The sequence below is a fragment of the Mesorhizobium sp. M0018 genome, assembly GCF_040323955.1.
Taxonomy (GTDB): Bacteria; Pseudomonadota; Alphaproteobacteria; order Rhizobiales; family Rhizobiaceae; genus Mesorhizobium.
In genome coordinates this window covers 319,192-343,758 of sequence record NZ_JAMYVL010000004.1, presented here as the reverse complement: position 1 = coordinate 343,758, position 24,567 = coordinate 319,192, and the positions used below count along the sequence as shown (strand labels likewise).

Here is a 24,567-nt window from a genome sequence, read left to right as displayed (position 1 = left end):
CAGCTTCCTGAGGCCGTCCTATTCCGGACTATCCCAGCCTTGCCCGAGCCTTCGCCGTCCAGGCGTTGAACAGCCGGTCTGCGACGATGCCGATGAAGGCGATGGCTAGGCCGGCGACGATGCCGCGACCGGAATCGGCCTTGGACAGGGCGATGAACACCTCCTGGCCGAGATCGCGCGTGCCGACCATGGCGCAGATGATGATCATCGCCAGCGCCATTAGGATGGTCTGGTTGACGCCGAGCATGATCTCGGGCAACGCCAGCGGCAGCTGCACGCGAAAGAAGGTCTGGCGCCTGGTGCAGCCCGAAACCTTCGCCGCCTCGATCAGCGCCGGCGGCACCTGTCGAATGCCGTGATTGGTGTAGCGGATGGCCGGCACCACGGCGAACGCGACGGTGGCGATCATCGCGGTGACGTCGCCGACCCTGAACAGCATGACCACCGGAATGATGAAGCAGAACGACGGCAGCACCTGCAGCGTGTCGATGACCGGCGTGACGGTCTTTTCGAAGCGGTCGCTGCGCGATGCCATCAGCCCAATCGGGATGCCGATCAGGCAGGCGATAAAGGCCGAGATTCCGCACAAATAGACGGTCGCCATGGTCTTTTCCCAAAGTCCGGTGACGGCGCAGAACGCTGTCAAAGCCGCGACCAGGGCGGCGAGGCGCAAGCCGCCGAGCTGGTAGCCGGCAAGGCCGAGGAGACACACCGCGCCCAGCCACGGAAAACCCTCGCAGAAGGCGCGCACCGGGTTCAGCACGTTGAGGATAAGCGCCACGCGGAACGCTTCGATAGTGTCGAAGAAGTTGATGGTGATCCAGTTCACCGCCGCCTTCCACAAAGGCGCGGTGGTGAAGGTGATCGCTTTCGGCACCGCGGCGAACGCCGGCACGAACAGGCCGAGCAGCGTGGCGACGGCGAGGATGGCAACAGCCAGCGCCAGATTGGGATAGCGCCGCCAGAAACTGGTGCTGGCCTGGTGGCGGACATTGCCCTTGGCGTGATTGTGCGCGATCGCCTGGCTCAGCCGGTCGAGTGCAATTGCCAGTGCGACAATGGCGAGGCCAGCTTCCATCGCCTCGCCGACCTTGAGTGCGCGCAACGCCAAAAGCACGTCATAGCCGAGCCCACCGGCACCGATCATCGAGGCGATGATCACCATGTTGAGCGCCAGCATGATGACCTGGTTGACGCCGACCATCAATGTCGGCCGCGCCGACGGCAACAGCACCCGCCACAGCTTCTGCCGTGCCGTGCAGCCGGCCATCTCGCTGAAATCGTCGATCTCTGACGGCACCCGCGACAGGCCGAGCATCGTCGCCCGCACCATTGGCGGCGTCGCGAAAATTGCCGTCGCGATCATTGCCGAGACCGGGCTGTTGCCGAACAGAAGCAGCATCGGGATCAGATAGGCGAAGGTCGGGATCGTCTGCATCAGATCGAGGGCAGGGGAGATCAACAACCTCTCCGCCCAAGGCTTGCGCCATGCCCAGATGCCGGCGAACAGCCCGGTGACAATGCAAAACGGCACGGCGATCGAGATCAAGCCCAGCGTCAGCATGGCGCTGGTCCACTGCCCGAACAGCGCGATGTAGAGAAAACAGCCGCCGGCCAGCGCACCCAGCTTCCAGCCGCCGGCGGCGCGTCCGGCAAGGTAGGCGGCAGCGCAGACGCCGACCCAGGACAGGCGCGGCAAGACGATCATATCCGCACCATGGCCGATCTTGAAATTCTTGGCCAGAAGACCGAGCGCGAAATCGAGCGGCACGCCAAGCACCGCGGTGATCGAGCGGGTCAGCCAGGAGAAGTTCGACTTCACCCAGTTCATCAGCGCACCGACCCAGTCAGCGACAGGAACGATCGCGCCGGCCGGGTAATTGACCGCCCAAGGCAGGCTTTCCTGCAGCAGGAAGACAATAAGCACGGCGGCGAGCGCACAGGCCCAGATCGCCAGCCAGGTTTGAACCGGCCGGGGCCTCGCTGCGCTGGCGCTTGCCGTGACCGTCATCCGCCGGCCCCACGACGCTCGATGCCGGCGAGAAGATCGATCACCGCCTGCGGCGTGACTTCGCCGATCGGCTTGCCGGTGCCGTTGACCACCGCGAAGGGCTTGCCGGCAGAGACGATATCTGCCGAAAAACTTGATATCTTGGCATCCGGCGCGACCGTGCCGCCGTACTCGGCGCCGTCGCAGGCGCGCATCAGGCGGCGCGCCGAGATCACCTTGGCGCGATCGACATCGCGGGTGAATTCGGCGACATAGTCGGTCGCCGGGTTGACCACCAGCTCTTCCGGCGTGCCGATCTGGATGACCTCGCCGTCCTTCATGATGGCGATCCGGTCGGCCAGCCGGATGGCCTCGTCGAAATCATGGGTGATGAAGACGATGGTCTTGTGCAGCATGGTCTGCAGCCGCATCAGCTCGTCCTGCATCTCACGGCGGATCAGCGGATCGAGAGCCGAGAACGGCTCGTCGAGGAACCAGATTTCCGGCTTCGTGGCGAGGCTGCGGGCGATGCCGACACGCTGCTGCTGTCCGCCGGAAAGCTCGCGCGGATAGAAATGCTCGCGGCCGCGCAAGCCAACCAGCTCGATGACTTCACGGGCCCGCTTCTCGCGCGTCGGCCGGTCCTGCCCCTGGATGCCCAAGGGAAAGGCGATGTTCTCCAGTACGTTGAGATGCGGCAGCAAGGCAAAATTCTGGAACACCATGCCCATGCGATGGCGTCGCAGCTCGATCAGCGCGGCATCGGAAATCTTGAGCAGGTCCTTGCCTTCAAACTCGACCTTGCCGTGGGTCGGCTCGATCAGCCGTGACATGCAGCGCACCAGCGTCGACTTGCCTGACCCCGAAAGTCCCATGATGATGAAGATCTCGCCCTGGCGGATTTCGAGATCGACGGCGCGCACCGCGCCAACCAGTCCGGCCGCGGCGATGTCCGCCAGGCTGGCCTTGCCGTCGCGCCGGCGGATGAAATTGGCCGCGTCCGCCCCGAACAGCTTCCAGACATTGCGACAGCCAAGCTTTATCGGGCGGGCATCCTTGCCCGTTGCTTTCACCGCCTGTTCAATCGTATCGCTCATGCAATCGTCCTTCTGGAATAGGGGATCGAGACCCGGCCCTGACTGGCCGGGTCGTCGCGTTTCCAGTCAGACGGTCACTCGGCCCAGGCTTTCCAGTCGGCTTCGTGGGCGGCGATCCAGGCGGCGGCGACGTCTTCCGGCGTCTTGCCTTCGAGATCGATCTCGCCGCTCATCTTGTTGAGCTCGTCGGTATCGACCGTGTAGTTTTTCGCGACCTTGTAGGCGACCGGCCATTTGTCCTTCATGCCGGCCCAGGAATATTTCCAGATCTCGCCGTGCGGCTTGCCGCAGTCATATTTCGCGTCGGGGTTCACACCCCATTTCGGGTCGGTGTAGCACTCGCTCGTATAGTCGGGGAATTCGACCCATTCGCCCTTGTATTTGGCCGGCGCCCAATGCGGCGAATAGATCCACAGCATGATCGGCGCCTTGCGCTGATAGGCCGAGTCCAGTTCGGCGAACATCGCCGCGTCGGTGCCGGCATGGATGACGGTGAAGGGCAGTTTCAGCGCCTCGACGCGTTCGTCGTCAAAACCTTCCCATGTCACGGGTCCGCCGAGATAACGCCCCTTCGGCGCGGTTTCGGCCGTCGAGAAGGCCTCGGCGCATTTCGGGTCTTTCAGCGCTTCCCAGTTCGGCAGGCCGGGGCATTTCTCTTTCATATATTCGGGAAACCACCATTCTTCCTTGGCCTTTGGTCCGAGCTTGCCGAGGCGTTCGGTCTGGCCCGTCGCGTCCGAGGCCTTCATCGCCTCGCCGGCCGTCGTGTCCCAGAATTCCAGGCCGACATCGATGTCGCCATTGGTCAGGCCGGTGGTCAGGCTGGAGAGATAGTCGGCGGTCGGATACTCGACGGTATAGCCGAGCTTTTCGAGGATGCCGCCGAGGATCTTGGCGTTCAGATTGACGCTGGTCCAATCGAACAGCGCGATCTTGATCGGGTCGTTGGATTCCGGCGCCGCCGCATAGGCCGAAGATGTCAGTGCGGCTGCGGCAAGTGTTAAGGCTCCCATTGAGAAATTCGAAATCATGCTCCGAAGTGACATGCTTGTTCTCCTGTCAAGCTCTGGTGGAAATTATCGTTAGTTCCCTTCTTGCGTCTTTTTTTGATTGTGTTGGAAAAGCTGGTCGTTGCGCAAGGCCGTAGGCGCCACAATGCTGCCGAAGCGGATGCCGGCGCAAACGGGGTGGTGCCCAAATTGGTGAAGATGTGGCGGGACCGGCCGCGTCATGACTGCCGAAGGATTGCTGCCAAAGCAGTCATCCACGGATCGATCGCCGGTCTTGAGGGGCAAACCATCAAAGTCCCATGATCTCGGCTGTTGGCTCCGCAACTCGCCCAGAGCCACTTTCATGAGATGAAATTATATATCCCAACGGTCATGTCGCGCAACGAATAACGCCGGTGCCAATTTCACGGCCCGTCTTTTTACATGGACCCGCAGATCGGTTCGAAAAAAGCCAAGGTTGCCGATCATCCCGTATGCGAGCCGCAAGATAGGGTACCGATACAATGCAGCAGACCTCTTCCTTGAACAGACTGCGCATCGCCGTGCTCTTTGGCGGACGTTCCGCCGAGCATGACGTTTCGGCGCTTTCAGCAACCAATGTCATGCGTGCGCTGCTGCCCGCCAAATACGATGCCGTCCCAATCTTCGTCACGCGCGAAGGACAGTGGCTGCTGAGCAGCTTCCAGGATGGTACGCTCGCAAAGCCTGCGGGCGGTTTGGAAGTTTGCCTGGTTCCGGGCGGGCACGGACGGATGATGGCGATCCCGGCCGACGGCACGCCCTATGACCTGCCGAAGATCGACATCCTGTTTCCCGTACTGCACGGCCCTCATGGCGAAGACGGCTCGGTACAGGGGGTGGCCGAGGTGGCTCGGGTGCCGCTCGCCGGCTGCGGCATCCTGGGTTCGGCAACCGCGCTGGACAAGGACATCGCCAAACGGCTCCTGGAAGCGGCGGGGCTGCCAATCGCGCGCTCAGTGACGATCCATGAAGGTGCGGCGCCCGCCCTCGCCACACTGGAAGGCGAGCTCGGCCTGCCGTTCTTCATCAAACCGGCGCGTCAGGGATCGTCTGTCGGCGTCGGAAAAGTCCATGCCAGCCAGGAATTCGATGGAGCGCTTGCTGAAGCCTTCCGGCACGATTGCAAGCTGTTGGCCGAGGAATTCGTTCGTGGGCGCGAGATCGAGTGTAGCGTGCTGGAGTATCCGGCAGGCGACCTGTTCGTCTCGCGGCCGGGCGAGATCGTGCCGGCTGAAAGCCACGATTTCTATAGCTACGATGCCAAATACATCGACGAGAACGGCGCGGCGCTAACAGTGCCGGCCGAACTGCCGCCGGAGGTCGAGGCAGCCATGCGGGCCGTGGCCGCAAGGGCTTTCAGAGCCGTCGGCTGTGACGGGATGGCCCGCGTCGACTTTTTCCTGACGCCGGACATGCAATTCCTGGTCAATGAAATCAACACCATCCCCGGCTTCACCGATATCAGCATGTATTCCAAGGCAATGGCGGCGAGCGGCGTCAGCTATTCCGAAATCATCGACCGGCTCGTGGAGCATGGATTGGCTCGGGCCGCCCGAGCAGCCTGAACGCAGCGACGGGGCTTTCATATCCCAGCGGATGGTGCGTTGGCGTGCGTCGTTTCTCACGACATGATCAGGCCGCCATCGACATTGATGGTCTGGCCGGTGATGTAGGCCGCATCGTCGCTGGCGAGAAAGCTGACCAGGCCGGAGACGTCCTCGCCGCTGCCGGCGCGGCCCATCGGGATGTTCTTCACCCATTCGGCCATCAGCTCGCCGGGCTTGTACTCGCCCATCAACTTTCCCCATGCGGCGTCGTTATAGGCCCACATATCGGTGTCGATGATCCCGGGGCAGATCGCGTTGACGGTGATCTTCTCCTTCGCCACTTCCTTGGCCAGGCTCTGGGTGATGCCGACGACGCCGAATTTCGACGCCGCATAATGTGGCGTGTAGATAAAGCCCTGCCGCGCCTGGCCGGATGCGGTGTTGATCAGCCGGCCGCCATCGCCATGCTTGCGGATGCGCGCGATCGCCTCCTGGCAGCACAGGAACACGCCCTTGGTGTTGACCGCCATCACCTTGTCCCATTCGGCCTCGGTCATAGCCTCTATCCTGGCGATTGTGATGACACCGGCATTCTGTACGGAGATGTCGACGCGGCCGAACTGTTGCTCGGCCAGGTCATAGAGGGCGATGACTTCGTCCTTCTTCGTCACGTCCATGCGCAGCGATGCGACCCTGGCGCCCATAGCCTTGAGATCGGCGGCGACCTCTTCGACGCGCGCGTCGATGGCGCTGACGACGACCGCGGCACCTTCCGCCGCGAAGCGCCTGGCCATTGCCGCACCAATGCCGCCGCTGGCGCCGGTGATGACCGCCGTTTTTCCTAGGAATCGCTTCTGCATGTTTTCTCCTACCAGCAGACAAAGCCGCCATCGACGATCAGGTCGATGCCGGTGACGAAACTCGCGGCGCGGCTGGCCAGGAACACGGTCGGGCCGACCATCTCTTCCGGCGCCGCCATGCGGCCCATCGGCGTGTCGCGCTCAAAGATCCTGACCTGGTCGGCGACCTCCGGCCGCTTGTTCATCGGCGTCAGCGTGTAGCCGGGGCTGACGACATTGACGCGCAGGCCGCGATCGGCCCATTCCATGGCGAGGCTCTTCGACATGTGGATCACCGCGGCCTTCGACGAATTGTAATGCGCCTGGGTCAGGCCGCGATTGACGATCGAGCCCGACATCGACGCGATGTTGATGATCGAGCCCTTGCGCCGCGTCAGCATGGCGCGGGCCTCGGCCTGGCAGGACAGGAACACGCCGCTGACATTGACGTCATAGAGCTTCTGCCATTCCTCCAGCGACAGCGTCTCTGCCGGCTCAGCTCCGGCGACGCCGGCATTGTTGACGGCGATGGTCAACGCGCCGAGTTCCATCTCCGTACGCTCTATCGCGGCCGCGAGATCGGTCTCTGAAGTTACTGTGCCGTTCAGCACCAGCGCCTTGCGGCCGAGTGCCGTGATCCGGTGCGCGGTCTCCTCCAGCCCGCCTTTCGAGGCGTGGCCGAAGCAGGCTATGTCGGCGCCGGCTTCGGCCAGCCCAATGGCGATTGCTTGCCCGATGCCGCTGCCGGCGCCTGTCACAAGTGCCACGTCACCATGAAGGTCGAATAATTTCATCGTCGGTCCCTCTGCTCCAACCGCCGTCCTCCGGAAATAAAGGGGCGCCAACTCTGTTGCTGGCGCCCCGCGCGGTCTGGTGCCCGGGAGGATACCACCTGCTGCGCTTTGTTTCGATGGGCGTCCTAGCTCGTGGCTAGTTCCATCACGGCGATATTGCTTGCTTCGCTGCGGTCGAGAATGCCGCGTTGCCGGCCGCGGCTCAGCACCAGCACGCGATGCGACAGGCCGAGAACTTCCTCGAGGTCGGAGCTCACCACCACCACCGCCATGCCGGAGCGGGCAAGGTCGGCGATGACATCATAGATCGCGGCGCGTGCACCGACGTCGATGCCGCGCGTCGGCTCGTCCAGGATGAATACCTTGGGCGGGCGCGACACCCATTTGGCGATGATCACTTTCTGCTGGTTGCCGCCGGAGAGCTTGCTGACCGCCTGGTTCGGCCGGCCCTTGACGCCGAGCCGGCGAATGCCGGCCTCGGCGAATTTCTGCACCGCCTTCGGGAACACCCAGCCATTCGGCGCGACATGGTCGAAATTGCCGATCGCCAGGTTCTCGCCGATCGTCTGGTCGAGCACCACGCCTTGCGCCTTGCGGTCTTCCGGTACCAGAACGACGCCGGCCTTGATCGCCGCCGCCGGGCCATGGAGATGCACCGGCTTGCCGGCGACGCGCACCGATCCCGATGAGATCGGATCGGCACCGGCGATCGCCCGCACCAGCTCCGTGCGTCCGGCGCCGATCAGCCCGGCAATGCCGAGGATTTCGCCGGCCCGCACTGAAAAGCTGACATTTTGAAAGCTGCGTTCCGGCGAGGACAGGTTCTCGACCTCGAGCAGCGTGTCGTTGCCCGGCGCCGATACCGTAGGGAACATCCGCTCGACGCTGCGGCCGACCATTTGCTCGACGACAGTGCGCACCGGAATGTCGGCGCGCTCGTGCCGGGCGACGATGCGCCCGTCGCGCATCACCACCACGCGATCGGCGATCTGGGCGATCTCGTCCAGCCGGTGGCTGATATAGATGAAGGACATGCCTTCCGCCTTGAGCTTGCGGATCTGCTGGAACAGGAGCTCCGTTTCCTCGCCGCCAAGGGCTGCCGTCGGTTCGTCGAAGATCAGCAGCTCGGCATTGAGCGTCAGCGCCTTGGCGATCTCGACCTGCTGCTGGGCGGCGATACGCAGCGTGCGCACCTTGCGCTCCGGCGAGACATCGAGGCCGAGGCGCTTCAACTGGGCCGATGCCCGTGCATTCATTGCCGCGCGGTCGATGCGGCCGCCACGCATCGGCAGGCGCCCGACATAGACGTTTTCGGCGACCGACAGATCGGGCAAGAGCTTCAGCTCCTGGTGGATCATGCCGATGCCGGCGTCGATCGCCGCGGCAGGATTGGCGGGGGAATAAGCGTTCCCCCGCCAGGTGATGGTGCCGGCATCGGGTTTCGTCGACCCGGCGATGATGTTCGAGACAGTCGACTTGCCGGCGCCGTTTTCGCCAAGCAGCGCCACGACCTCGCCCGGCTGCACCTCGAAGCTCGCATCGGCCAGGACCTGCACCGGCCCGTAGCTTTTGCAGAGGCCGCTGACGACGAGCCCGTTATGGGGGCTGTGCGTGTGGCGAGGATCGGTGGACATCGTTGCGCTCGTCGATTGCCGGACTGGTCTCAATCAGGGATGCTTGGCGATGAACTGCTCGACATTGTCCTTGGTGGTCAGCGTCGCATCCTGCAGCTGTTCGGCGGGAATGGTCTCGCCGGCCACCAGCTTGATTGCTGCATCGACGGCGAGCCGGCCCATGCCCTGGGTCTGCTGCGTCGCGGTCACGTCGAAGACGCCGTCCTTCAGTGCCTTGAGCGCCGCCACGTCGCCGTCGAAGCCGGCAACCCAGACCTTGTGGCCGGGATTGGCGACCTTGACGGCCTGCGCCGCACCGAGCGCCAGCGCGTCGGCCTGGCCGATGACGATCGACACGTCGGGGTGCGACTGCAACAGATCCTGCGTCAGCTTGAAACCTTCGTCCTGGTGCCAGCCTTCGCTCCACAATTCTCCGACAACCTTGATGTCGGGATAGCCTTTCAGCGCTTCGCCGCAGCCCTTCGAGCGGTCGACTTCGGGCGTCGTGCCCTTCTGGCCGTGGATGATGATCAGCTCGCCCTTGCCGCCGGCCTGCTTGGCGATGTAGTCGCAAACCGCCTTGGCCGATGCCACGCTGTTGGTTGCGATGAAGGTATCGCCGGGCGCGCCGTCGGCGTTGCGGTCGACATTGACGACTGGGATGCCGGCAGCCTTGGCGGTCTTGGTCGGCACGGTGGCGGCGGTGGCGCCGGCTGGAATATAGATCAGCGCATCGATGTTCTGCGTGATCAGGTCCTGCACCTGGTTGACCTGGGTCGCCGAATCGCCCTTGGCGTCGACGGTAACGACCTCGATGCCCTTTTCCTTGCCGTAGGCTTCGACGGACTGCTTGATCTGGTTGAAGAAGTCGGCCTGCAGATTGGCGACGGCGAGGCCGAGCTTTTTGGCCTCCTTGGCCGAGGCCATGTCGGACAGGCCAAGCAGCGGGATGACGGCCGCGGCGGCAAGCAGCAATGAACGTTTGGTCAGCATGTTTATTCCTCCGTTGATGTTCAATCTGTCCTGCCCGCGCATCGCGGCGCCCCTTGGCCGAACAACTCCCAGTTTCGGATCACCGATCCGTTTTCGCCCGAATATCGGGGCGAATCTCATTGAGCCCAATTCTTCATTGTGCTCCATTCTTCATTGTGCTCGGCGCCGCCACGTGTCGGTGGCCACCGCCAGTGCGATCACCACGCCGATAACCACTTGCTGGATGAAGGGCGAGACACCGAGCAGGTTCAGCCCGTTGCGCAGCACGCCGATGATGAGGACGCCGATGGCTGTGCCGCCGATCGAACCGACGCCGCCCGACAGGCTGGCGCCGCCGATCACCACCGCCGCGATGGTGTCGAGTTCGTAGCCAAGGCCGGAGCTCGGCTGGACGGAGTCGAGCCGGGCGGCAAGCACGATCCCTGCGAGACCGGCCAGCACGGCGCAGATCGCATAGACCCAGTTTGTCAGCGACTTGACTGGTATGCCGGACAGCCGGGCGACTTCGGCGCTGCCGCCGATTGCGTACAGGCTACGGCCGGTAGCGCGATAATTCAGGAAGATCGCGAAAATGACGGCAAGCACGATCATCAGCCCGACGGTGACCGAGAGGAAGCCGAAATGGCGGATTATCGACAGGCTGGTGAACCAGTCGGGAAAGCCGACGATCTGCGAGCCGTCGGTGATCATGTTGGCGAGGCCGCGCGCCACCGACATCATCGCCAACGTGGCGATGAAGGGCGGCAGCCTGGTGACCGTCACCAGCAGGCCCGAAACCAGGCCGCAAAGACCGGCGACGACGAGGGCCGCGGCGATGCCAGCGGGCAGGCCGAGATTGAGATAGTCCGGATGGGCGACGAAGCCCATCACCATGGAAGCCAGCGCCAGCACCGAGCCGACGGACAGGTCGATGCCGCCGATCAGGATGACCAGCGTCATGCCGATCGCCATGATGCCGAGCACGGTGACCTGGTCGAGCACGTTTAGGATGTTGCGGATGGTCAGGAAGGTGTCGGTGGTCAGCGAGAGCGCCAGGCACAGCAGCGCCAGCCCGATCAGCGGACCCATGGTTCCGGCAAAGACAGCCGAAAACCTTGCGCCCGCCGTAGCCTGCGCGCCAGAGCCTGCCTTCAACTCGCCTGCCTTCAAATTGCTTGCGTCGTTGCTCACAGCCACTTTGTCTCCTCCACAGCAATCCGGCGCTGCATCACCGGGCCACTTTGTCCACCAGGCCCCTCCCTGTGAACAATTTATCTTTAACATGCAATTTTGTTCAGCTAAACTGTTCGTCGGAAAATTGTCAAGGCCTGCCGCTTCATTCGACGACGGGTTTGCGCTGTCCGCCGGTTTGCCTTACGCAAGGTCTCCGAAATCTTGGGCATTTCGAAGTCGCCGGATTGGAATATCATGAGCAGAGCCGGCGGCTGCGGCAAGGCAAACAGATGACGATCGTAGAGAACGAAAGAGCCCCGCGCTTCCCCGACGCCGAACTCAAGGCCCGCGCCGCCTGGCACTATTATGTCGAGGGTCTTACACAGGAGCGGATTTCCGAAATTCTCGGCGTCGGCCGCATCAAAGTGCATCGCATTCTCTCCGCCGCCCGCGAAGAGGGTGTCGTCCAGTTTCGCATCCGCGACAGCGTCGTCGAATGCGTGATTTTGGAGGAAAGCCTCAAGCAGCGGTTCGGGCTCAGCCAGGCTGTTGTCGTGCCGTCGGCGGCAGACCGAAGCAACGCGCCGCTGATGATCGGCCACGCCGCCGCCGCCTACCTGGCCGACCATGTGAATGCCGGCGATGTCATCGCACTGGGCTGGGGGCGGACACTGAAATTTGCCATCAATGAATTGCCGCGGCGGCCCATCGCCAGGACGACGGTGGTTTCGATGCTTGGCGGCCTCACCCATGCCCAGCCGCTTAACCCGACAGAAAGCGCCTGGGATTTCGCCGAAAAGATCGGTGCGGAGTGCTTCCTGCTGCCGGTGCCGGTCTATGCCGACAGGCCGGAGCAGCGCGACGCTTTCATGAGCCAGCGCAGCGTTCAGGACGTCGTCTTCCGTGCACGCCGGGCAAACATCGCCGTGCTCAGCGTCGGCTCGTTTTCCAACGACAGCCCGATCGCCAATTACGGCTTCATCAAGCCAAGCGAACTCGAGGAATTGCAGGCGGCCGGTGCCGTCGGCGATATTCTGTGTCATTTCATCGACGCCGAGGGCCGCCCGGTCGACCACGAGGTCAACCGCCGCGTCTGCGCCTATCCGCTGCAGGATCTGTCGGATATCCCGAGCATCATCCTGGTGTCGGGAGGCAGCGAGAAGGTAGCGGTAATGCGGGCTGCGCTCGCCAACACCAAGGTATCGGTTCTGATCACCGACGAAGACGCGGCCAAGGGCCTGCTCAACCGCTAGATTTCGCCGAGAGCGCTGAGGCGGGTGTGGATGTCGCGCGTCGCCTGATAAAGGTCGCGGTAGATTTCCTTGCGGCTGCGATAGGCGGCGACAAGCCCGTCGACCGGATCGACATGCCTGGTGGGAGCGGCAGCCATTGCCTGCGCGGCGGCTTCCGGCGAGGCAAACCAGCCGACAGCCGCTGCCGCCAGCATGGCAGCGCCGAGTGCGGCGGCTTCGTTGACCGGCGAAACCGAGAGCGGCCGCTCGAGCACGCTTGCCATGATCTGCATGAGCAGCGCGCAATTGGTGCCGCCGCCGGCGGCAATCATCGCCGCCGGTCCGCCGGCCTGGGCTTCCATGGCCTCGGTGGCGACGGCCTGCTCGAAGGCGATGCCTTCCAGGACAGCGCGGAAGAGATGCTCCGGCCGGTGATCGAGCGACAGGCCGACAATGGCGCCGCGCGCGGCACCGTCCCAATACGGGCTCATGACGCCGGCCCAATAGGGCATGATGAGCAGGCCCTCGCTGCCCGCGGCAACATCCAGCGCCACTTTCTCCAGCGCTGCCGCCGAGGGCGAACCGGTGGTTCGCACGATCCAGTCGACCAGCTGCATGCCCGAGCGCAGCACGGTCTCCAGCATGAAACCGGAGCCGGTCGGCGAAACCAGCGTGCGAAACGCGTCCGAGGTTTTCACCTTGCCGGAATAGCAGCCGCTGACCACGCCGGAGCCGAGCGAGAGATAGCTCTTGCCCTCGCCGTAGACGCCCATGCCGAGGCCCATCGCCTGGCCGTCCCCAGCGCCGGCAACGACCGGCGTGCCGGCCCTCAGGCCGGTCAGCTGCGCTATGCTTGCGGAAAGACTGCCGCAGACCACGCCTGGCGCGACCAGCTCGGGCAATTGCTCCATCTGCAGTCCGGCGGCCGCAACGAGGCGGGGATGCCAGGTACCTTTCTCGACGTCGAGCAGCCCGAGCGGATCCGCACTTGCGGTGCTGGTGACCAATCGCCCGGTCAGCCGCTGGACGAAGAAACCGTGCACGTCGACCAGTGCCGCTGCCTGGCGAAGCACTTGCGGCTGGTGCTCGGCAAGCCAGGCAATGGCGTAGAGCGCCGGCGTCGGGTCCGGCGGCTTGCCGCTCCAGTCGCGGATCGCCTCGCGGCCGAGTTCGGCCGAAAGCCTGATAACTTGCGGCCGGGCGCGTTCGTCCAGCCACAGGATTGCCGGCATGAGTGCTTTGCCGGCGCTGTCCACCAGCGTGAAGGTCTCTCGCTGGTGAGCGATGCAAACCGCCGCCACCCGCGCAGCGCCGACCGCCTCGGTGACCTGCTTCAATGCGCCAAGCAGCGCCGTCCACCACTGTTCGGCCTCCTGCTCGAAATGGCCGGGCTTCGGATTTGAAAGCGGGTACGGCTCGCGCGCCTGGAACAGCTCCTCGCCGGCGCGGGTGAAGGCAATCGCCTTCACGGCCGTGGTCGAGGCGTCGATCCCGATTACGACATCGTCCATCAGGCGGAGATCCGGCGGGGTCAGGCTGCGTTTGTAACGAACCGTCCGTCCGACTGGTCGAGACGGCGGCGGATCTGGGTTATCACCATCGAATCGTCGGGTACACAATTTTCATAGGTCAGGAAGTCGCCGGTCTTGAGCGGCTTGACCACCTTGGCGCGTTCGGCAAGGCCGAGCGGCAGGGCGCCGCGGGCGCGCGCATCCCCCCAGGTCATGGCGAAGCCGCGATAGTCGTTCTCGCCGATCATGCCGAGCGACTGGCCAACGCCAAGATCGCTCTTGGCAACCGCCACCGCCTCGGCGACCGGATGGTCGAGCGGCTCCATGTCGGCCCGCTTGTAGACCACGGCGCGCGCCGCCGACAGCGGCACTTCCAGGCTGGTCAGATGATAGGGCCGGAAGATCGTAAAATAGGGGCCCTTGCCGACCTTGAGGTCGATCATGCGCTCCAGCACACGCGGGTGCCGGGTCTCGATGATGCAGAACACGCCGGGCGCCACACCCTTGCCGATCGAGTAATCGACAACGCCCTTGCGGTGCAGCACGCCGCCATCCTCGCGTGGGCAAAGCACGCTTGCGAGCTCCTCCAGCGTCGCGGTCGGGCCGTGCATTCCTGGCACATCGGGCACCAGCCCGGTCGCATTGGCGATCGCCACCATCTCGATCGCCGTCTTCGAGCCGTCGACGAATTCGACCAGCATGCGCGCATTCATGTTGCGCTCGGCCGCCTCCTTCTCGTAGTCGGCCGGCATGGCGTCGATCTTCAGCGGATTGTTCTTGCCCTTGCCGGCGGCGATGATGTTGAAGCCGAGGCTCTTGGCAAAGCCGATGATCTCCAGTGTGCAGGCCGGCTCGTCGCCGGCCGCACCGGTATATACGACGCCGGCCTTACGCGCTTCGTCCTTGAGGAAGCGGCCGATGGTGATATCGGCCTCGACATTGAGCATGACGATGTGCTTGCCGTTCTTCATCACTTCCAGCGCGAACAGCGTGCCGATATTGGGATTGCCCGTCGCGTCGATGATGACGTCGATCCGGCCGGCCGCCGCCAGCGCATGCAAATCTTCGGTCACCGCGATCTTGCCGGCCTCGATGGCGCGGTCGATCGCGGCCGCATTGCCGGCCTGGACGATGTCGGAACGGTTATGGCCAGCGAGCAGCGCCGCGTCGATCGCTGCCTGCGGCCTGACTTCGGAAATGGCGCCGATCCGCATGCCCGGCATCAGCGCGACCTGGACGACGATGTCGGTGCCCATCTGTCCGGCGCCGGCAAGCCCGATGGTGATCGGCCCCTGCTGTTCAGCGCGCTGCAGAAGTTCCGCTGCAAATTGCGGATGGGACATGTCGCTTCCTCCAGTTCCTGACGCGCCGCAGCGTCCAAATCAACGTTTTGAACATTTCTATTTGCAAATGAAAAATATTTCAACCGGCAATTGGGCATTGTCGCTCTGCAATCGGCCGAAGACGATTGGATGAGCGGTCAATCCGCACGGCAGTCAGAAGGACGCGGCATATTCAGCTTGATTGGGTGCAGCCTTGTTGCAGCTCAGCTGCCGATTTCGAAGAAGGGCGCACCGAGCAGGCCGGGAACGACATCGATGCCGAGGCCCGGCCCATCCGGAATGCCCATACGGCTTCCCGAAACCGGCGGCATGTTGGATGCGGTGCGCACCGTCACCCATTCGTGAAAGGCGATGGCGTGCAGCCGGCGCTCCTCCGGCGTCGACAGCGACAGATGCGCCATGGCCGATGTGTCGATCTCGGCGCCGCCAGTGTCCTCGACCGTGATCATGAAGCCGAGGTCGACGGCAAGGTCGCGGATCTGGCGCGTTTTGGTGACGCCACCGAGGCGTGAGATCTTCAGCGTCAGCCCGTCGGCCGCGCCCTTGCGATGGATATCGAGCATATCATCAAGCGAGGCGACGGATTCATCGAGCACCATCGGCTTGTCGAGCGAGCGGCGCACCGACAGGCATTCGTCGATCGTCGTGCAGGGCTGCTCGAACGTGTAGTCGATGGTGCGCGTCGCATCCACGAACTGGCGCGCCTGGTAAGACGTCCAACCGGCATTGGCGTCGCAGAAGATGACGGTGCCCTTCGGCACGGCGGCGGCGACGGCTGTGACGCGTTCGATGTCGTCATGGACGTTGCCGCCGACCTTGACTTGCAGCCGATGAAAGCCGTCCTTGACGATGTGCTTGGCGAGCGCGGCCATCGCGTCGACCGTGCCGTGGGTGACGACCTTGTAGAGTTCGGCCGTCTCGCTTTCGCGCCCGCCAAGCAGGGTGACCAGCGGCACGTCGACGGCGCGCGCCGCGAGATCCGAGCATGCCATGTCGAGCGCCGACTTGATGTAGGGATGGCCCTTGAACACGGTGTCCATCAGCCTGTTGATACTGGCTAGCCCGCGTGGGTCATGGCCAATGAGATGCGGCGCGATCTCGACGACACCGGCGCGAGTACCCGCAGCGAAGGCAGCCGAATAGAAGTTGCCAAGCGGCGCCATCTCGCCCCAGCCGGTGAGCCCGCTATCGGCGGTGACGGCGACGATCACCGCGTCGAACGCATCGGCGACGCGCCCCTTGGACATACGGTAAAGCCCGTCAACGAAGGGCTGCACGACATGGTAGGCTTTGATGGTTTTGATCTGCACGTTTTCTGTCCGTTGTCTGTGTTCCGGGATGTCCGTCAAATTTGTCGGGCTCAGCCGCCTCTAGGTCGGCCGGCACGATCGGCGCCGGCGCCCTTTGAGCCGCGCTGTTCCAGCCCGCGCGCATAGGCGAGCAGTTCTTCGAAATCCAGGTCGATATGCTCCTTGGCGTGGCGCTGTGCGGCGCGCATGTCGCTGCCCTTGAGCAGCCGTACATAGGTCTCGTGAGCATCTTCGGCAGGCACCGGCTCGTTGCGCGCCCGCTGGTGCAACGCGAAATACATCTGCAGCCGGCTGGTCAGCCGTTGCCACGTTTCAAGCAGCACCGAATTGTCGGCCCATTCGTGGATCAGGCCATGCAGTTGCAGCGCTGTTTCGATCTGCCGCGTCGTGTCCAGTTCGCGCGTCGCCTGCTTCACCGCCGCATGACGCCGGTCGAGTTCGTCGAAGAAGCGCTGGTCGCGAAGCGGCCAGGTCCGCGCGATGGCGAACTCGTCGAGCACCTTGTTGAGCGAATAGGCGTCGTCGATGTCCTTGGCGGTGACGTCGATGACAAAGGTTCCGGCGTAGGGAATGCTGGTCAGGATGCCTTCCTGCACCAGCTCGCGCATCGCCTCGCGCAGCGGCGCGCGGCTCACCCGCATCTGCTCGGAAATCCTGAGTTCGTTGAGCTTCTGTCCAGGTTCCAGCTGGCCGGTCAGGATCGCCCGCCGGAGCAGCCCTACGATCTCGGCCCTGCGTGTCGTATCCGCGATCGGACTGAAATCCAGCTTTGCCATTCGGCTGCTCCAGGGAACCGAAATCAAGACAAGCAGATTGTCGACAATCTAACAAGAGGCGGGTTGTGGATTTCTTGACTTCCGCTTGGCCGGCTGGCTTGCGGCGCCGGCAAGGCCGTCAGGCCGCACGGCCGCAAAGACCGACCCGTTCTTCATCGCTGAACATCACACCGGCTTCTCGAAGCCGGCGTACGTTGCGTTTTCCCCAAGGAGTTGCGTAGAACGAAACATAGCAAAAACGGCGCCCTTGGCGTGGGAGCCGAGGGCGCCGCGGGACCGGACCTGATGGGGGTTATCAGGTGGCCGGTTTCTCGGGCAGCGGCGAGATCGGCATTCCCGGGCCGATCTTCTGCAGATTCCCGGTAATCACCCGGTCGCCTTCGGCCACACCGCTCAAGATGGCGACCTGATCGCCATTGGTCGGTCCGAGCGAAACGATACGCTGGTCGACCGTGTTGTCCTTGCCGACGACATAGAGATATTTGCCGAGCTGGCCTGAGCCGAGTGCCGTCTGCGGTACCATCAGCGCATCGGGCTGCTCTTTGACGTGCAGCCGGACGCGGACATATTGGCCGGGCAGCAGCGTGAACTTGCCGTTGCCGACCGTCGCCCGTGCCGTGATCGTGCCGGTCGATCGATCGATCGTGTTGTCCATGAAGGTAAGATTGCCCTTCTGGCGCGGTTCCGTTTCACCGGGAAGCAGGACGTCGACACTGATCGGTCCCGCGGCGCGGGCTTCCTCGATCTGTGTCAGGTCCGTTTCGCTCGGATTGAAGGTGACGTAGATCGGATCGAGCTGCACCAGCGAATTGAGCACGGTGCCGGCAACGCTGACCAGCGTTCCAACGGAAGCCTGGCTGCGTCCGATGCGTCCCGCGAACGGGGCTCGGATTTCGGTATAGCTCAAATTGAGCTCGGCGGTCCGCAAGGCGGCCTGGTTCACGGCGAGCGAGGCCTGAGCCTCACGCAAGGTGCTGGTGCGCTGGTCGAACACGTCCTTGGCGAGATAGCCGCTCTTGGCGAGTTCGCTGCCGCGCCCGAGATTGGAGCGCGCATAGTCGAGCGTCGCCGTGTCGCGCTGGATAAGCGCCTTCGCCTGCTCGAGGGCAGCCTGAAAATCCTCCGGCGCGATCTTGTAGAGAAGGTCGCCCTTCGCCACGTCGCTGCCGTCGGTGGCAACCTGCTCCTGCAGATAACCCGGCACGCGCGCCTGCAGCGTGATGCTGCGGATCGGCTCCACCCGGGCGGCGTAGTCGAGATAGATCGGGATCGTCTTCTTGACGACGCTCACCACCGGCACCGGCATGACAAAGGCTTCCGGCTTGGGTGTCGCCGCCCCGGCTGTGCCCGCGTTGAGGCTGAGGCTGCCCATGTCGAGCAGGTGAACGCTCGCCACCGAAATCGCCCCAAGGGCGACGGCCGTTCCCAGCGCGATTTTCCATTTACGCATGATCAATTCTCCAGTCCTATTCGGCGGCTTCGGCCAATGGCTCGAAGGCGGGTTCGGCAGTTGGTTGTTCGGTCGCTTCGGAAACCGGTTCGCTCTCGCTGCGGCGCTCGCGCAGCTGCTCGATCACCGCATAGAAGACCGGCACGAACACCAGCGACAGGATCGTCGCCGCGACCATGCCGCCAAAGACGGTGGTGCCGATCGACTGCCGGCTTGCGGCACCTGCACCTGTAGCGAACATCAGCGGCAGCACGCCGAGGATGAAGGCGAAGGCGGTCATCAGGATCGGTCGCAGCCGAAGCCGCGCCGCTTCCATCGCGGCGTCGACGATGCTGAGGCCTTCTTCGCGCCGGCGCCGGGCAAACTCGACGATCAGAATCGCGTTCTTGGCCGCCAGTCCGATCAGCATGACGAAGCCGATCTGCGAATAGACATCGATCTGCATGCCACGCAGCCAAAGCACGACGAACGCACCGAACAGTGCGAGCGGCACCGCCAGCAGCACCATGAACGGCATCGCCCAGCTCTCATATTGCGCGGCGAGGATCAGGAAGACGAAGACGATCGCGAGACCAAAGACCACGGATGCGATCGATCCCGCCTTGAGCTCCTGATAGGTGATGCCGGTCCATTCGTAGCCGAAATCTCTCGGCAACGCCGTGGCAGCGGCACGTTCCATCGCCGCCACCGCCTGGCCGGACGAAAAGCCGGGCGCGGCGCCGCCATTGATCAGGGCCGACGCATTGTTATTGTAATGCGGCACGGTCTCGGGGCCGACGATCGGCACAAGCTTGCCCAGCGTGCTCAGCGGCACCATCCCACCCGAGGCATTGCGGACATAGAGCCGCGAAATGTCGGCCGGACCGGCGCGAGAGTCCTTGTCGGCCTGGATCGTCACCCGGAAGGTGCGGCCGAACAGGTTGAAATCGTTCACATAGAGCGAGCCGAGATAGATCTGCAGCGTATTGAACACGTCCGGCAGGTTGAGCCCGAGCAGCTTCGCCTTGGCGCGATCGAGATCGTAGTTGAACTGCGGCGTCGAGGTCGAGAACGACGAGAACAATTGCTGCGGGTTGAGCTCGGGCTGCTTGCGCGCCTCGGCAATCACCGCTTGCGTCGCATCGTTGAGCGCCACGCTGCCGCGGCCGGTCAGGTCCTCGACCTGGAACTCGAAGCCACCGGTGGTGCCGATGCCCGGGATCGACGGCGGGTCGAAACTCAGCGCAAAAGCCTCCGGAATTTGCAGCAGCTTGTTGCGCACATCGGCGACGAGCTTCGAGGCGCTCTGGTCGGGGCCGCGTTCGTCCCATGGCTTCAGGATGGCGAATTCGACCGCCGAGTTCGACTGCGCGGCGCTGGTCAGGAAGTTCAAGCCGCTGATCGAGCCGACGATGTCGACGCCGCGCGTGTTCTGCAGGATGTCGCGTGCCTTTTGCGCCACCGCGTCGGTGCGTTCCAGCGAGGCCCCGTCGGGGAGCTGGATGACGACGAAGAAATAGCCCTGGTCCTCGACCGGAAGGAAGGTCGAGGGCAGGCGCTGCCAGACGAAATAGGTCGCGACAAGTCCGGCCGCGAACACGCCAAGCATGATCCAGCGCAGGCGGATGAGAATGCGCACACCATTCGCATAGGCATGCGCCAGCCGTTCGAAGCCCATGTTGAACCAGCGGAACAGCACGAACTGTGTTTCCGGCCGGTGGCGCAGGAAGGCAGCGCTGAGCGACGGGGTAAGCGTCAGCGAGACGAAGGCCGAGATGCCGAAGGAGATCGCCACAGTCAGGGCGAACTGGTTGTAGAGCCGGCCGGACACGCCGGGAATGAAGGCAACCGGCACGAACACAGCCATCAGCACGGCGGTCGTGGCGATGATCGGGCCGGTAACCTCTGCCATCGCGGTACGCGTGGCAGCCAGCGGTTTGAGGCCGGCCTCAAGTTGGCGTTCGACATTCTCGACCACGACGATGGCGTCGTCGACTACGAGGCCGATCGCCAGCACCATGCCGAGCAGGCTGAGCATGTTCAGTGAGAAGCCAAGCATATGCATGACGGCCAGCGTCGCCACCAGCGACACCGGAATTGCGATCGTCGGGATGATCGTGGTGCGCCAGCTTTGCAGGAAGATGAACACCACGGCGACGACCAGGACCAGCGCCTCGCCGAGCGTGATCAGCACGTCGTGCATCGAGGCCGAAACGAAACGTGTCGTATCGTAATGCATGGCGTAGCTGACGCCCTTCGGGAAACGGGCCGACAGCTCCTGCATCTTGTCCTTGACGCGCTGCTGCAGATCGAGCGCGTTGGAGCCCGGCATCTGGTAGACCGCGAGCACCACCGTCGGGTCCTTGCCGAAGAAGGCCGACGACGAATATTGCAGCGCACCGAGTTCGATGCGCGCAACGTCGCGCAGCCTGACCAGCGAGCCGTTGGCGGTATTGGCCCGCACGACGATGTCGCCGAACTCCTTGGGATCGCTCAGCCTGCCGACGGCGTTGACCTGCATCTCGAAGGCAGTGCCGGCCGGAGCCGGTGATTGCCCGATCTTGCCGGCCGCCACCTGGACGTTCTGCTCGGCGACGGCGTTCTGCACGTCGACGGCAGTAATGCCGAGATTGGCGAGCTTGTCGGGGTCGAGCCAGATGCGCATCGAATAGCGCCGCTCGCCGAAGATCTGCACGTCGCCGACGCCGGGCAGGCGCTTCAGCGGATCGACCACCTGCAGATAGGCGAGGTTGCTCAGCGCGACCGGGTTGACGGAACCGTCCGGCGAGGTGAGGTCGACGATCAGGACGAAGTTCGGGTTCTGCTTCTTGATCGTCACGCCGCCCTGGTTGACGATGGCCGGCAACGAGGAAGCCGCCTGCGAAACGCGGTTCTGGACGTCGACGGCCGCCGTGCTCAGATCGTAGCCGACGTCGAAGGTGATGGTGATCGTCGACGAGCCGTCATTGGAGCTCGACGACGACATATAGGTCATCCCCTGGACGCCGTTGATCTGCTGTTCGAGCGGCGTCGTCACCGTGTCGGCGACGACCTGCGCGCTGGCGCCCGGGTAATGGGCGCTGACCACGACCTGGGGCGGCGTGATGTCGGGAAACTGCGAGACGGGAAGGAGGAAATAACAGATCGCTCCGGCGAGCACCATGATGATGGCGATCGCCGACGCAAAGATCGGACGATGAATGAAGAAGTTTACCATGATATGCACGCCTCGCCCGATGCTCTGGCCCGGCCAAACGCCCTGGCTACCCTGGAAAGCCGCCGGCTGCGTGTTGAGCCGGAATCTTCGAGAAAGCCGAAATCTTCAAGGCGGCGCGGCGCATTGCGGCGCTCGGCCTGTTCGTCCGCCAGCGCACGCAGCATCGCCTCGAAGGACCGCGGGTCGACGCGGTCGGCCTTCATCAGCATGCGGATCATCGGATCCCTCACGACTTCATCGATCGTCAGATCATTGCGCTGCGACATCGAAGCGGCTCCTGGTTTTTGGCGATCCGCGGCAAGCCCCGGATCGGGTGTTTTCTTGCTCGCCGGCCGAGGCCGTAAGGTGCGGTTCGTCCCCTTGCCGATCGGGGCGGGGCTGGTGGCCGGCACTTGCGAGTTTGACATGATGCAATGCGGGTGTTACAGGTAAGTAACATCTCTAACGTTACAGACCGGTAACACCCTAGTCAAGAGGTGCACCGAGGGAATTTCGGGAAACGCAATCACGGAGGTTTTGATGACAGACGGTGTTGTGGAGCGTGTTCGCCCCCGGGACAGGATCCTGGAGACGGCACGGGACATGTTTCACAAGCATGGCATTCGCGGCGTCGGCATCGACGCCATCACCGAGGCCGCCGGCACCAACAAGATGACGCTCTACCGGCATTTCGAGTCCAAGGACGACCTGATCATCGAATGTCTGCGGGCGACCGCTTGCAGCGCCAACGCGATGTGGGAAAAGTTCGAGGCCGAGAATCCGGGCGACAAGCTGGCGCAGCTGCATGCCTGGGTCCGGATGGCGGCCGATTGCCTGATGTCGGATCGTCGCGGTTGCGACATGGCCAACGCCGCCATCGAGCTGAGCGAGGCCGATCATCCGGCAAGGCAAGTGATCAAGGAACTCAAGGAAGCGCAGCGCGAGCGGCTGGTCTCGCTGTGTCGCGATGCCGGCATCGGCCAGGCCGAGCTTCTTGCGGACACGCTGTCGCTGTTGCTCGAGGGCGCCCGCGTCAGCCTGCAAAGCGTTGGCGCCGAGGGTCCGAGCGCGCAGTTCGTCCGCATGGCGGAAGGCCTGATCACGTCTTTCAGGGCCAGATAGCGGCGAAACGACACGTGGCGTTTCGATTGCGGGCCGCGCCGCCGGGTGATGTCTCGTCCCATCGCGATGTGCCATCTCGCGTCTCCTGTGCCGATCCTCCGCACCATGGCCGGCGCGGCGTTGATTGCTGGTCGTGAGGCAGGATAGGGCCGCCGGCGAACCGGTGAGAGTGACAAGTGTGACAGGATTCTGCCCGACAAGCCGCGGCGGTCGCAGCGAAGCTCATCGATCCGCGGATCAGCAAACGTGTCCGGTGCTGTCCCGACCGCAAGCATTGGCCGCTATCCCGGAGCTGGAACAAAAAAAGCCCGCTGCCGGGAGGAGGTGGCAGCGGGCTCGATTTCGAATACGGCACGGGAGGAGGTGTGCCGCACTCAGCGTCGGCATCGCATCTGGGAGGAGTAGATGGCCGACACCTGCGAAACTATCGATTGCCCAATGATTCGGCAACCACAAAAGTTGCATAGGTGATGTGCAGATTTGCGGTATCAACCGAATTTTAACCATCGAGGCCCGAGCGACCATCGCCTCGCGCGACATCACTGCACCGGGACATTTTCCTTGAAGATCAGGCGCGGCTCGATAAATTTTCGCGTCAGATAGGGCGCCGACGAGGCGATCGAGCCGAGCAGGCGAATGACCGACTGTTCGGCAATCAGCCGCGCATTCTGGTCGATGACGACGTCGAGCAGATCGTCGACGAGATAGCCGCGCGTCTCGCGCGTCAGATCATGGCAGATGAACACCGGCTTCGTCTGCGGCCTGACTTCGAGCAATGCTTTTGCCACGCCCGAGCGCCCGGCGCCGATACAGTAGATGCCGAGCAGCTCCGGCTCGCTGTGCAGCGCCTTCATGGTCGCGGTATAACTGGCCTCCGGCTCATCGTTGATCTCAACGGCGCTTGTGACCGTCAGATTGGGGAACTCCTCGCCGAGCACGGAACGAAAGCCCATCTCGCGTTCCTCATGGCCGCGGTAGGAGCGTGAGCCGACGACCATCGCCAGATGGCCCTGGCGGCCGCCGAGGAACCGTCCCATCAGCAGCGCCGCGGTGCGGCCGGCCACCCGGTTGTCGATGCCGACATAGGCCGAGCGGGGCGCACCCGGAACATCGGACACCAGCGTGACCAGGCGGATGCCGGCCTCGACGATCTCGCGCAAGATGTTGCGCGTTCTCGGATGATCGATGGCGATGACGCCGACGCCGTTCGCCTTGAGCGAGAGGTTTTCGACGGCCGCCTGCAAGGCGCTCGGCGAGATGCCGGCGAGCTTGTGGATGCGGCAGGAGGCGACCAGCGGCAGGCGCGCCGCATAATCCTCGATGTGCCTGGCCAGATCGGCCATGAAGGCATTGCTGCCGATCGGCAGGAAGAATTCGAGATGCGCCGGCCGCGATGGCAACGCGACCTGGTCGACGACCGGCAGATAGCCGAGCTGCTTGGCCGCCTCCATCACGCGCTGCCGGTTGGCGGCACTGGCCCCCGGCCGGTTGTTGAGCACGCGGTCGACCGTCGCGGTCGACAGGCCGCAGCTCCTGGCAATATCCGAAACGGTGGCTTTCATGTCGCAACCATGTGGCGATGCGATCCAGTG

Annotated in this window: 19 protein-coding genes; 3 read left to right on the top strand and 16 right to left on the bottom strand. The window is 63.7% G+C overall.

All coding sequences use genetic code 11. The features are described from left to right. Positions 1 to 28: 28 nt before the first annotated feature. The 3 genes from NKJ81_RS08280 to NKJ81_RS08270 all read right to left on the bottom strand — a co-directional run bounded on the left by NKJ81_RS08280 (position 29) and on the right by NKJ81_RS08270 (position 4,133). Positions 29 to 2,011 (bottom strand): ABC transporter permease, encoded by a 1,983-nt coding sequence (locus NKJ81_RS08280; protein WP_352473410.1) that lies wholly within the window; start codon positions 2,009 to 2,011, stop codon positions 29 to 31. Then, complete coding sequence (locus tag NKJ81_RS08275; RefSeq protein WP_352473409.1) at positions 2,008 to 3,087, bottom strand: quaternary amine ABC transporter ATP-binding protein; 1,080 nt, start codon at positions 3,085 to 3,087, stop codon at positions 2,008 to 2,010. The genes NKJ81_RS08280 and NKJ81_RS08275 overlap by 4 nt, the downstream gene beginning before the upstream one ends. A 74-nt stretch (positions 3,088 to 3,161) precedes the next feature. Then, positions 3,162 to 4,133 (bottom strand): ABC transporter substrate-binding protein, encoded by a 972-nt coding sequence (locus NKJ81_RS08270; RefSeq protein ID WP_352540148.1) that lies wholly within the window; start codon positions 4,131 to 4,133, stop codon positions 3,162 to 3,164. 467 nt (positions 4,134 to 4,600) lie between these two features. Here NKJ81_RS08270 and NKJ81_RS08265 point away from each other — a divergent pair, with 467 nt between their 5' ends. After that, positions 4,601 to 5,683, top strand: coding sequence for a D-alanine--D-alanine ligase family protein (locus tag NKJ81_RS08265; RefSeq protein WP_502904277.1), 1,083 nt, complete (start codon positions 4,601 to 4,603; stop codon positions 5,681 to 5,683). Between the two features lie 56 nt (positions 5,684 to 5,739). On the opposite strand, the gene NKJ81_RS08260 is transcribed toward NKJ81_RS08265, so the two are convergent. The 5 genes from NKJ81_RS08260 to NKJ81_RS08240 form a co-directional block, all read right to left on the bottom strand. Further along, positions 5,740 to 6,525 (bottom strand): SDR family oxidoreductase, encoded by a 786-nt coding sequence (locus NKJ81_RS08260; protein WP_352473405.1) that lies wholly within the window; start codon positions 6,523 to 6,525, stop codon positions 5,740 to 5,742. 8 nt (positions 6,526 to 6,533) lie between these two features. Next, on the bottom strand, positions 6,534 to 7,298 hold the full coding sequence (locus NKJ81_RS08255; RefSeq protein WP_352540146.1) for an SDR family oxidoreductase: 765 nt from the start codon (positions 7,296 to 7,298) through the stop codon (positions 6,534 to 6,536). A gap of 125 nt (positions 7,299 to 7,423) precedes the next feature. Then, positions 7,424 to 8,932 carry a sugar ABC transporter ATP-binding protein gene (locus NKJ81_RS08250; protein WP_352540145.1) on the bottom strand — a complete coding sequence of 503 codons (1,509 nt, stop codon included), beginning with the start codon at positions 8,930 to 8,932 and terminating at the stop codon, positions 7,424 to 7,426. Between the two features lie 33 nt (positions 8,933 to 8,965). Then, on the bottom strand, positions 8,966 to 9,904 hold the full coding sequence (locus tag NKJ81_RS08245) for a sugar ABC transporter substrate-binding protein (RefSeq protein ID WP_352540144.1): 939 nt from the start codon (positions 9,902 to 9,904) through the stop codon (positions 8,966 to 8,968). 150 nt (positions 9,905 to 10,054) lie between these two features. Further along, positions 10,055 to 11,038 (bottom strand): ABC transporter permease, encoded by a 984-nt coding sequence (locus NKJ81_RS08240; RefSeq protein ID WP_502893735.1) that lies wholly within the window; start codon positions 11,036 to 11,038, stop codon positions 10,055 to 10,057. Positions 11,039 to 11,346: 308 nt separating this feature from the next. Here NKJ81_RS08240 and NKJ81_RS08235 point away from each other — a divergent pair, with 308 nt between their 5' ends. Next, entirely contained in the window at positions 11,347 to 12,309 is a 963-nt protein-coding gene (locus NKJ81_RS08235; RefSeq protein ID WP_352473400.1) for a sugar-binding transcriptional regulator, read from the top strand. On the opposite strand, the gene NKJ81_RS08230 is transcribed toward NKJ81_RS08235, so the two are convergent. The 7 genes from NKJ81_RS08230 to NKJ81_RS08200 form a co-directional block, all read right to left on the bottom strand. Then, positions 12,306 to 13,799 (bottom strand): xylulokinase, encoded by a 1,494-nt coding sequence (locus NKJ81_RS08230; protein ID WP_352540143.1) that lies wholly within the window; start codon positions 13,797 to 13,799, stop codon positions 12,306 to 12,308. The genes NKJ81_RS08235 and NKJ81_RS08230 overlap by 4 nt on opposite strands. 20 nt (positions 13,800 to 13,819) lie before the next feature. Continuing rightward, the gene (locus NKJ81_RS08225; protein ID WP_352502020.1) at positions 13,820 to 15,142 is read right to left on the bottom strand and encodes an NAD(P)H-dependent oxidoreductase; all 1,323 of its coding nucleotides are present in this window, start codon (positions 15,140 to 15,142) and stop codon (positions 13,820 to 13,822) included. Positions 15,143 to 15,345: 203 nt separating this feature from the next. After that, positions 15,346 to 16,452, bottom strand: a complete 1,107-nt coding sequence (locus tag NKJ81_RS08220) for a mandelate racemase/muconate lactonizing enzyme family protein (RefSeq protein ID WP_352540142.1) — start codon at positions 16,450 to 16,452, stop codon at positions 15,346 to 15,348. A gap of 50 nt (positions 16,453 to 16,502) precedes the next feature. Then, positions 16,503 to 17,228, bottom strand: coding sequence for a GntR family transcriptional regulator (locus tag NKJ81_RS08215; protein WP_352473393.1), 726 nt, complete (start codon positions 17,226 to 17,228; stop codon positions 16,503 to 16,505). 295 nt (positions 17,229 to 17,523) lie between these two features. Further along, positions 17,524 to 18,678: an efflux RND transporter periplasmic adaptor subunit gene (locus NKJ81_RS08210; protein ID WP_352540141.1), complete on the bottom strand. Its 1,155-nt coding sequence runs from the start codon at positions 18,676 to 18,678 to the stop codon at positions 17,524 to 17,526. 16 nt (positions 18,679 to 18,694) lie between these two features. Further along, positions 18,695 to 21,874, bottom strand: coding sequence for an efflux RND transporter permease subunit (locus NKJ81_RS08205; RefSeq protein ID WP_352540140.1), 3,180 nt, complete (start codon positions 21,872 to 21,874; stop codon positions 18,695 to 18,697). Next, a complete protein-coding gene (locus tag NKJ81_RS08200; protein WP_031211028.1) occupies positions 21,868 to 22,140 on the bottom strand; it encodes a hypothetical protein in 273 nt (90 codons plus the stop codon). The genes NKJ81_RS08205 and NKJ81_RS08200 overlap by 7 nt, the downstream gene beginning before the upstream one ends. Positions 22,141 to 22,393: 253 nt before the next feature. Between NKJ81_RS08200 and NKJ81_RS08195 the strand changes: the two genes are divergently transcribed. Further along, positions 22,394 to 22,975 carry a TetR/AcrR family transcriptional regulator gene (locus NKJ81_RS08195; RefSeq protein WP_031211029.1) on the top strand — a complete coding sequence of 194 codons (582 nt, stop codon included), beginning with the start codon at positions 22,394 to 22,396 and terminating at the stop codon, positions 22,973 to 22,975. A 539-nt stretch (positions 22,976 to 23,514) separates the two neighbouring features. Here the strand turns inward: NKJ81_RS08195 and NKJ81_RS08190 are convergent. After that, positions 23,515 to 24,537: a LacI family DNA-binding transcriptional regulator gene (locus NKJ81_RS08190; protein ID WP_352473391.1), complete on the bottom strand. Its 1,023-nt coding sequence runs from the start codon at positions 24,535 to 24,537 to the stop codon at positions 23,515 to 23,517. Positions 24,538 to 24,567 lie beyond the last annotated feature (30 nt).

Excerpts from the sequence above, each read along its gene's own strand:
- NKJ81_RS08275 (WP_352473409.1), bottom strand. The coding sequence starts at position 3,087 with ATGAGCGATACGATTGAACAGGCGGTGAAAGCAACGGGCAAGGATGCC.
- NKJ81_RS08195 (WP_031211029.1), top strand. The coding sequence starts at position 22,394 with ATGACAGACGGTGTTGTGGAGCGTGTTCGCCCCCGGGACAGGATCCTG.
- NKJ81_RS08260 (WP_352473405.1), bottom strand. The coding sequence starts at position 6,525 with ATGCAGAAGCGATTCCTAGGAAAAACGGCGGTCATCACCGGCGCCAGC.
- NKJ81_RS08255 (WP_352540146.1), bottom strand. The coding sequence starts at position 7,298 with ATGAAATTATTCGACCTTCATGGTGACGTGGCACTTGTGACAGGCGCC.
- NKJ81_RS08215 (WP_352473393.1), bottom strand. The coding sequence starts at position 17,228 with ATGGCAAAGCTGGATTTCAGTCCGATCGCGGATACGACACGCAGGGCC.
- NKJ81_RS08225 (WP_352502020.1), bottom strand. The coding sequence starts at position 15,142 with ATGTCCCATCCGCAATTTGCAGCGGAACTTCTGCAGCGCGCTGAACAG.
- NKJ81_RS08230 (WP_352540143.1), bottom strand. The coding sequence starts at position 13,799 with ATGGACGATGTCGTAATCGGGATCGACGCCTCGACCACGGCCGTGAAG.
- NKJ81_RS08245 (WP_352540144.1), bottom strand. The coding sequence starts at position 9,904 with ATGCTGACCAAACGTTCATTGCTGCTTGCCGCCGCGGCCGTCATCCCG.
- NKJ81_RS08235 (WP_352473400.1), top strand. The coding sequence starts at position 11,347 with ATGACGATCGTAGAGAACGAAAGAGCCCCGCGCTTCCCCGACGCCGAA.
- NKJ81_RS08250 (WP_352540145.1), bottom strand. The coding sequence starts at position 8,932 with ATGTCCACCGATCCTCGCCACACGCACAGCCCCCATAACGGGCTCGTC.
- NKJ81_RS08200 (WP_031211028.1), bottom strand. The coding sequence starts at position 22,140 with ATGTCGCAGCGCAATGATCTGACGATCGATGAAGTCGTGAGGGATCCG.
- NKJ81_RS08265 (WP_502904277.1), top strand. The coding sequence starts at position 4,601 with ATGCAGCAGACCTCTTCCTTGAACAGACTGCGCATCGCCGTGCTCTTT.
- NKJ81_RS08280 (WP_352473410.1), bottom strand. The coding sequence starts at position 2,011 with ATGACGGTCACGGCAAGCGCCAGCGCAGCGAGGCCCCGGCCGGTTCAA.
- NKJ81_RS08205 (WP_352540140.1), bottom strand. The coding sequence starts at position 21,874 with ATGGTAAACTTCTTCATTCATCGTCCGATCTTTGCGTCGGCGATCGCC.
- NKJ81_RS08270 (WP_352540148.1), bottom strand. The coding sequence starts at position 4,133 with ATGTCACTTCGGAGCATGATTTCGAATTTCTCAATGGGAGCCTTAACA.
- NKJ81_RS08190 (WP_352473391.1), bottom strand. The coding sequence starts at position 24,537 with ATGAAAGCCACCGTTTCGGATATTGCCAGGAGCTGCGGCCTGTCGACC.
- NKJ81_RS08210 (WP_352540141.1), bottom strand. The coding sequence starts at position 18,678 with ATGCGTAAATGGAAAATCGCGCTGGGAACGGCCGTCGCCCTTGGGGCG.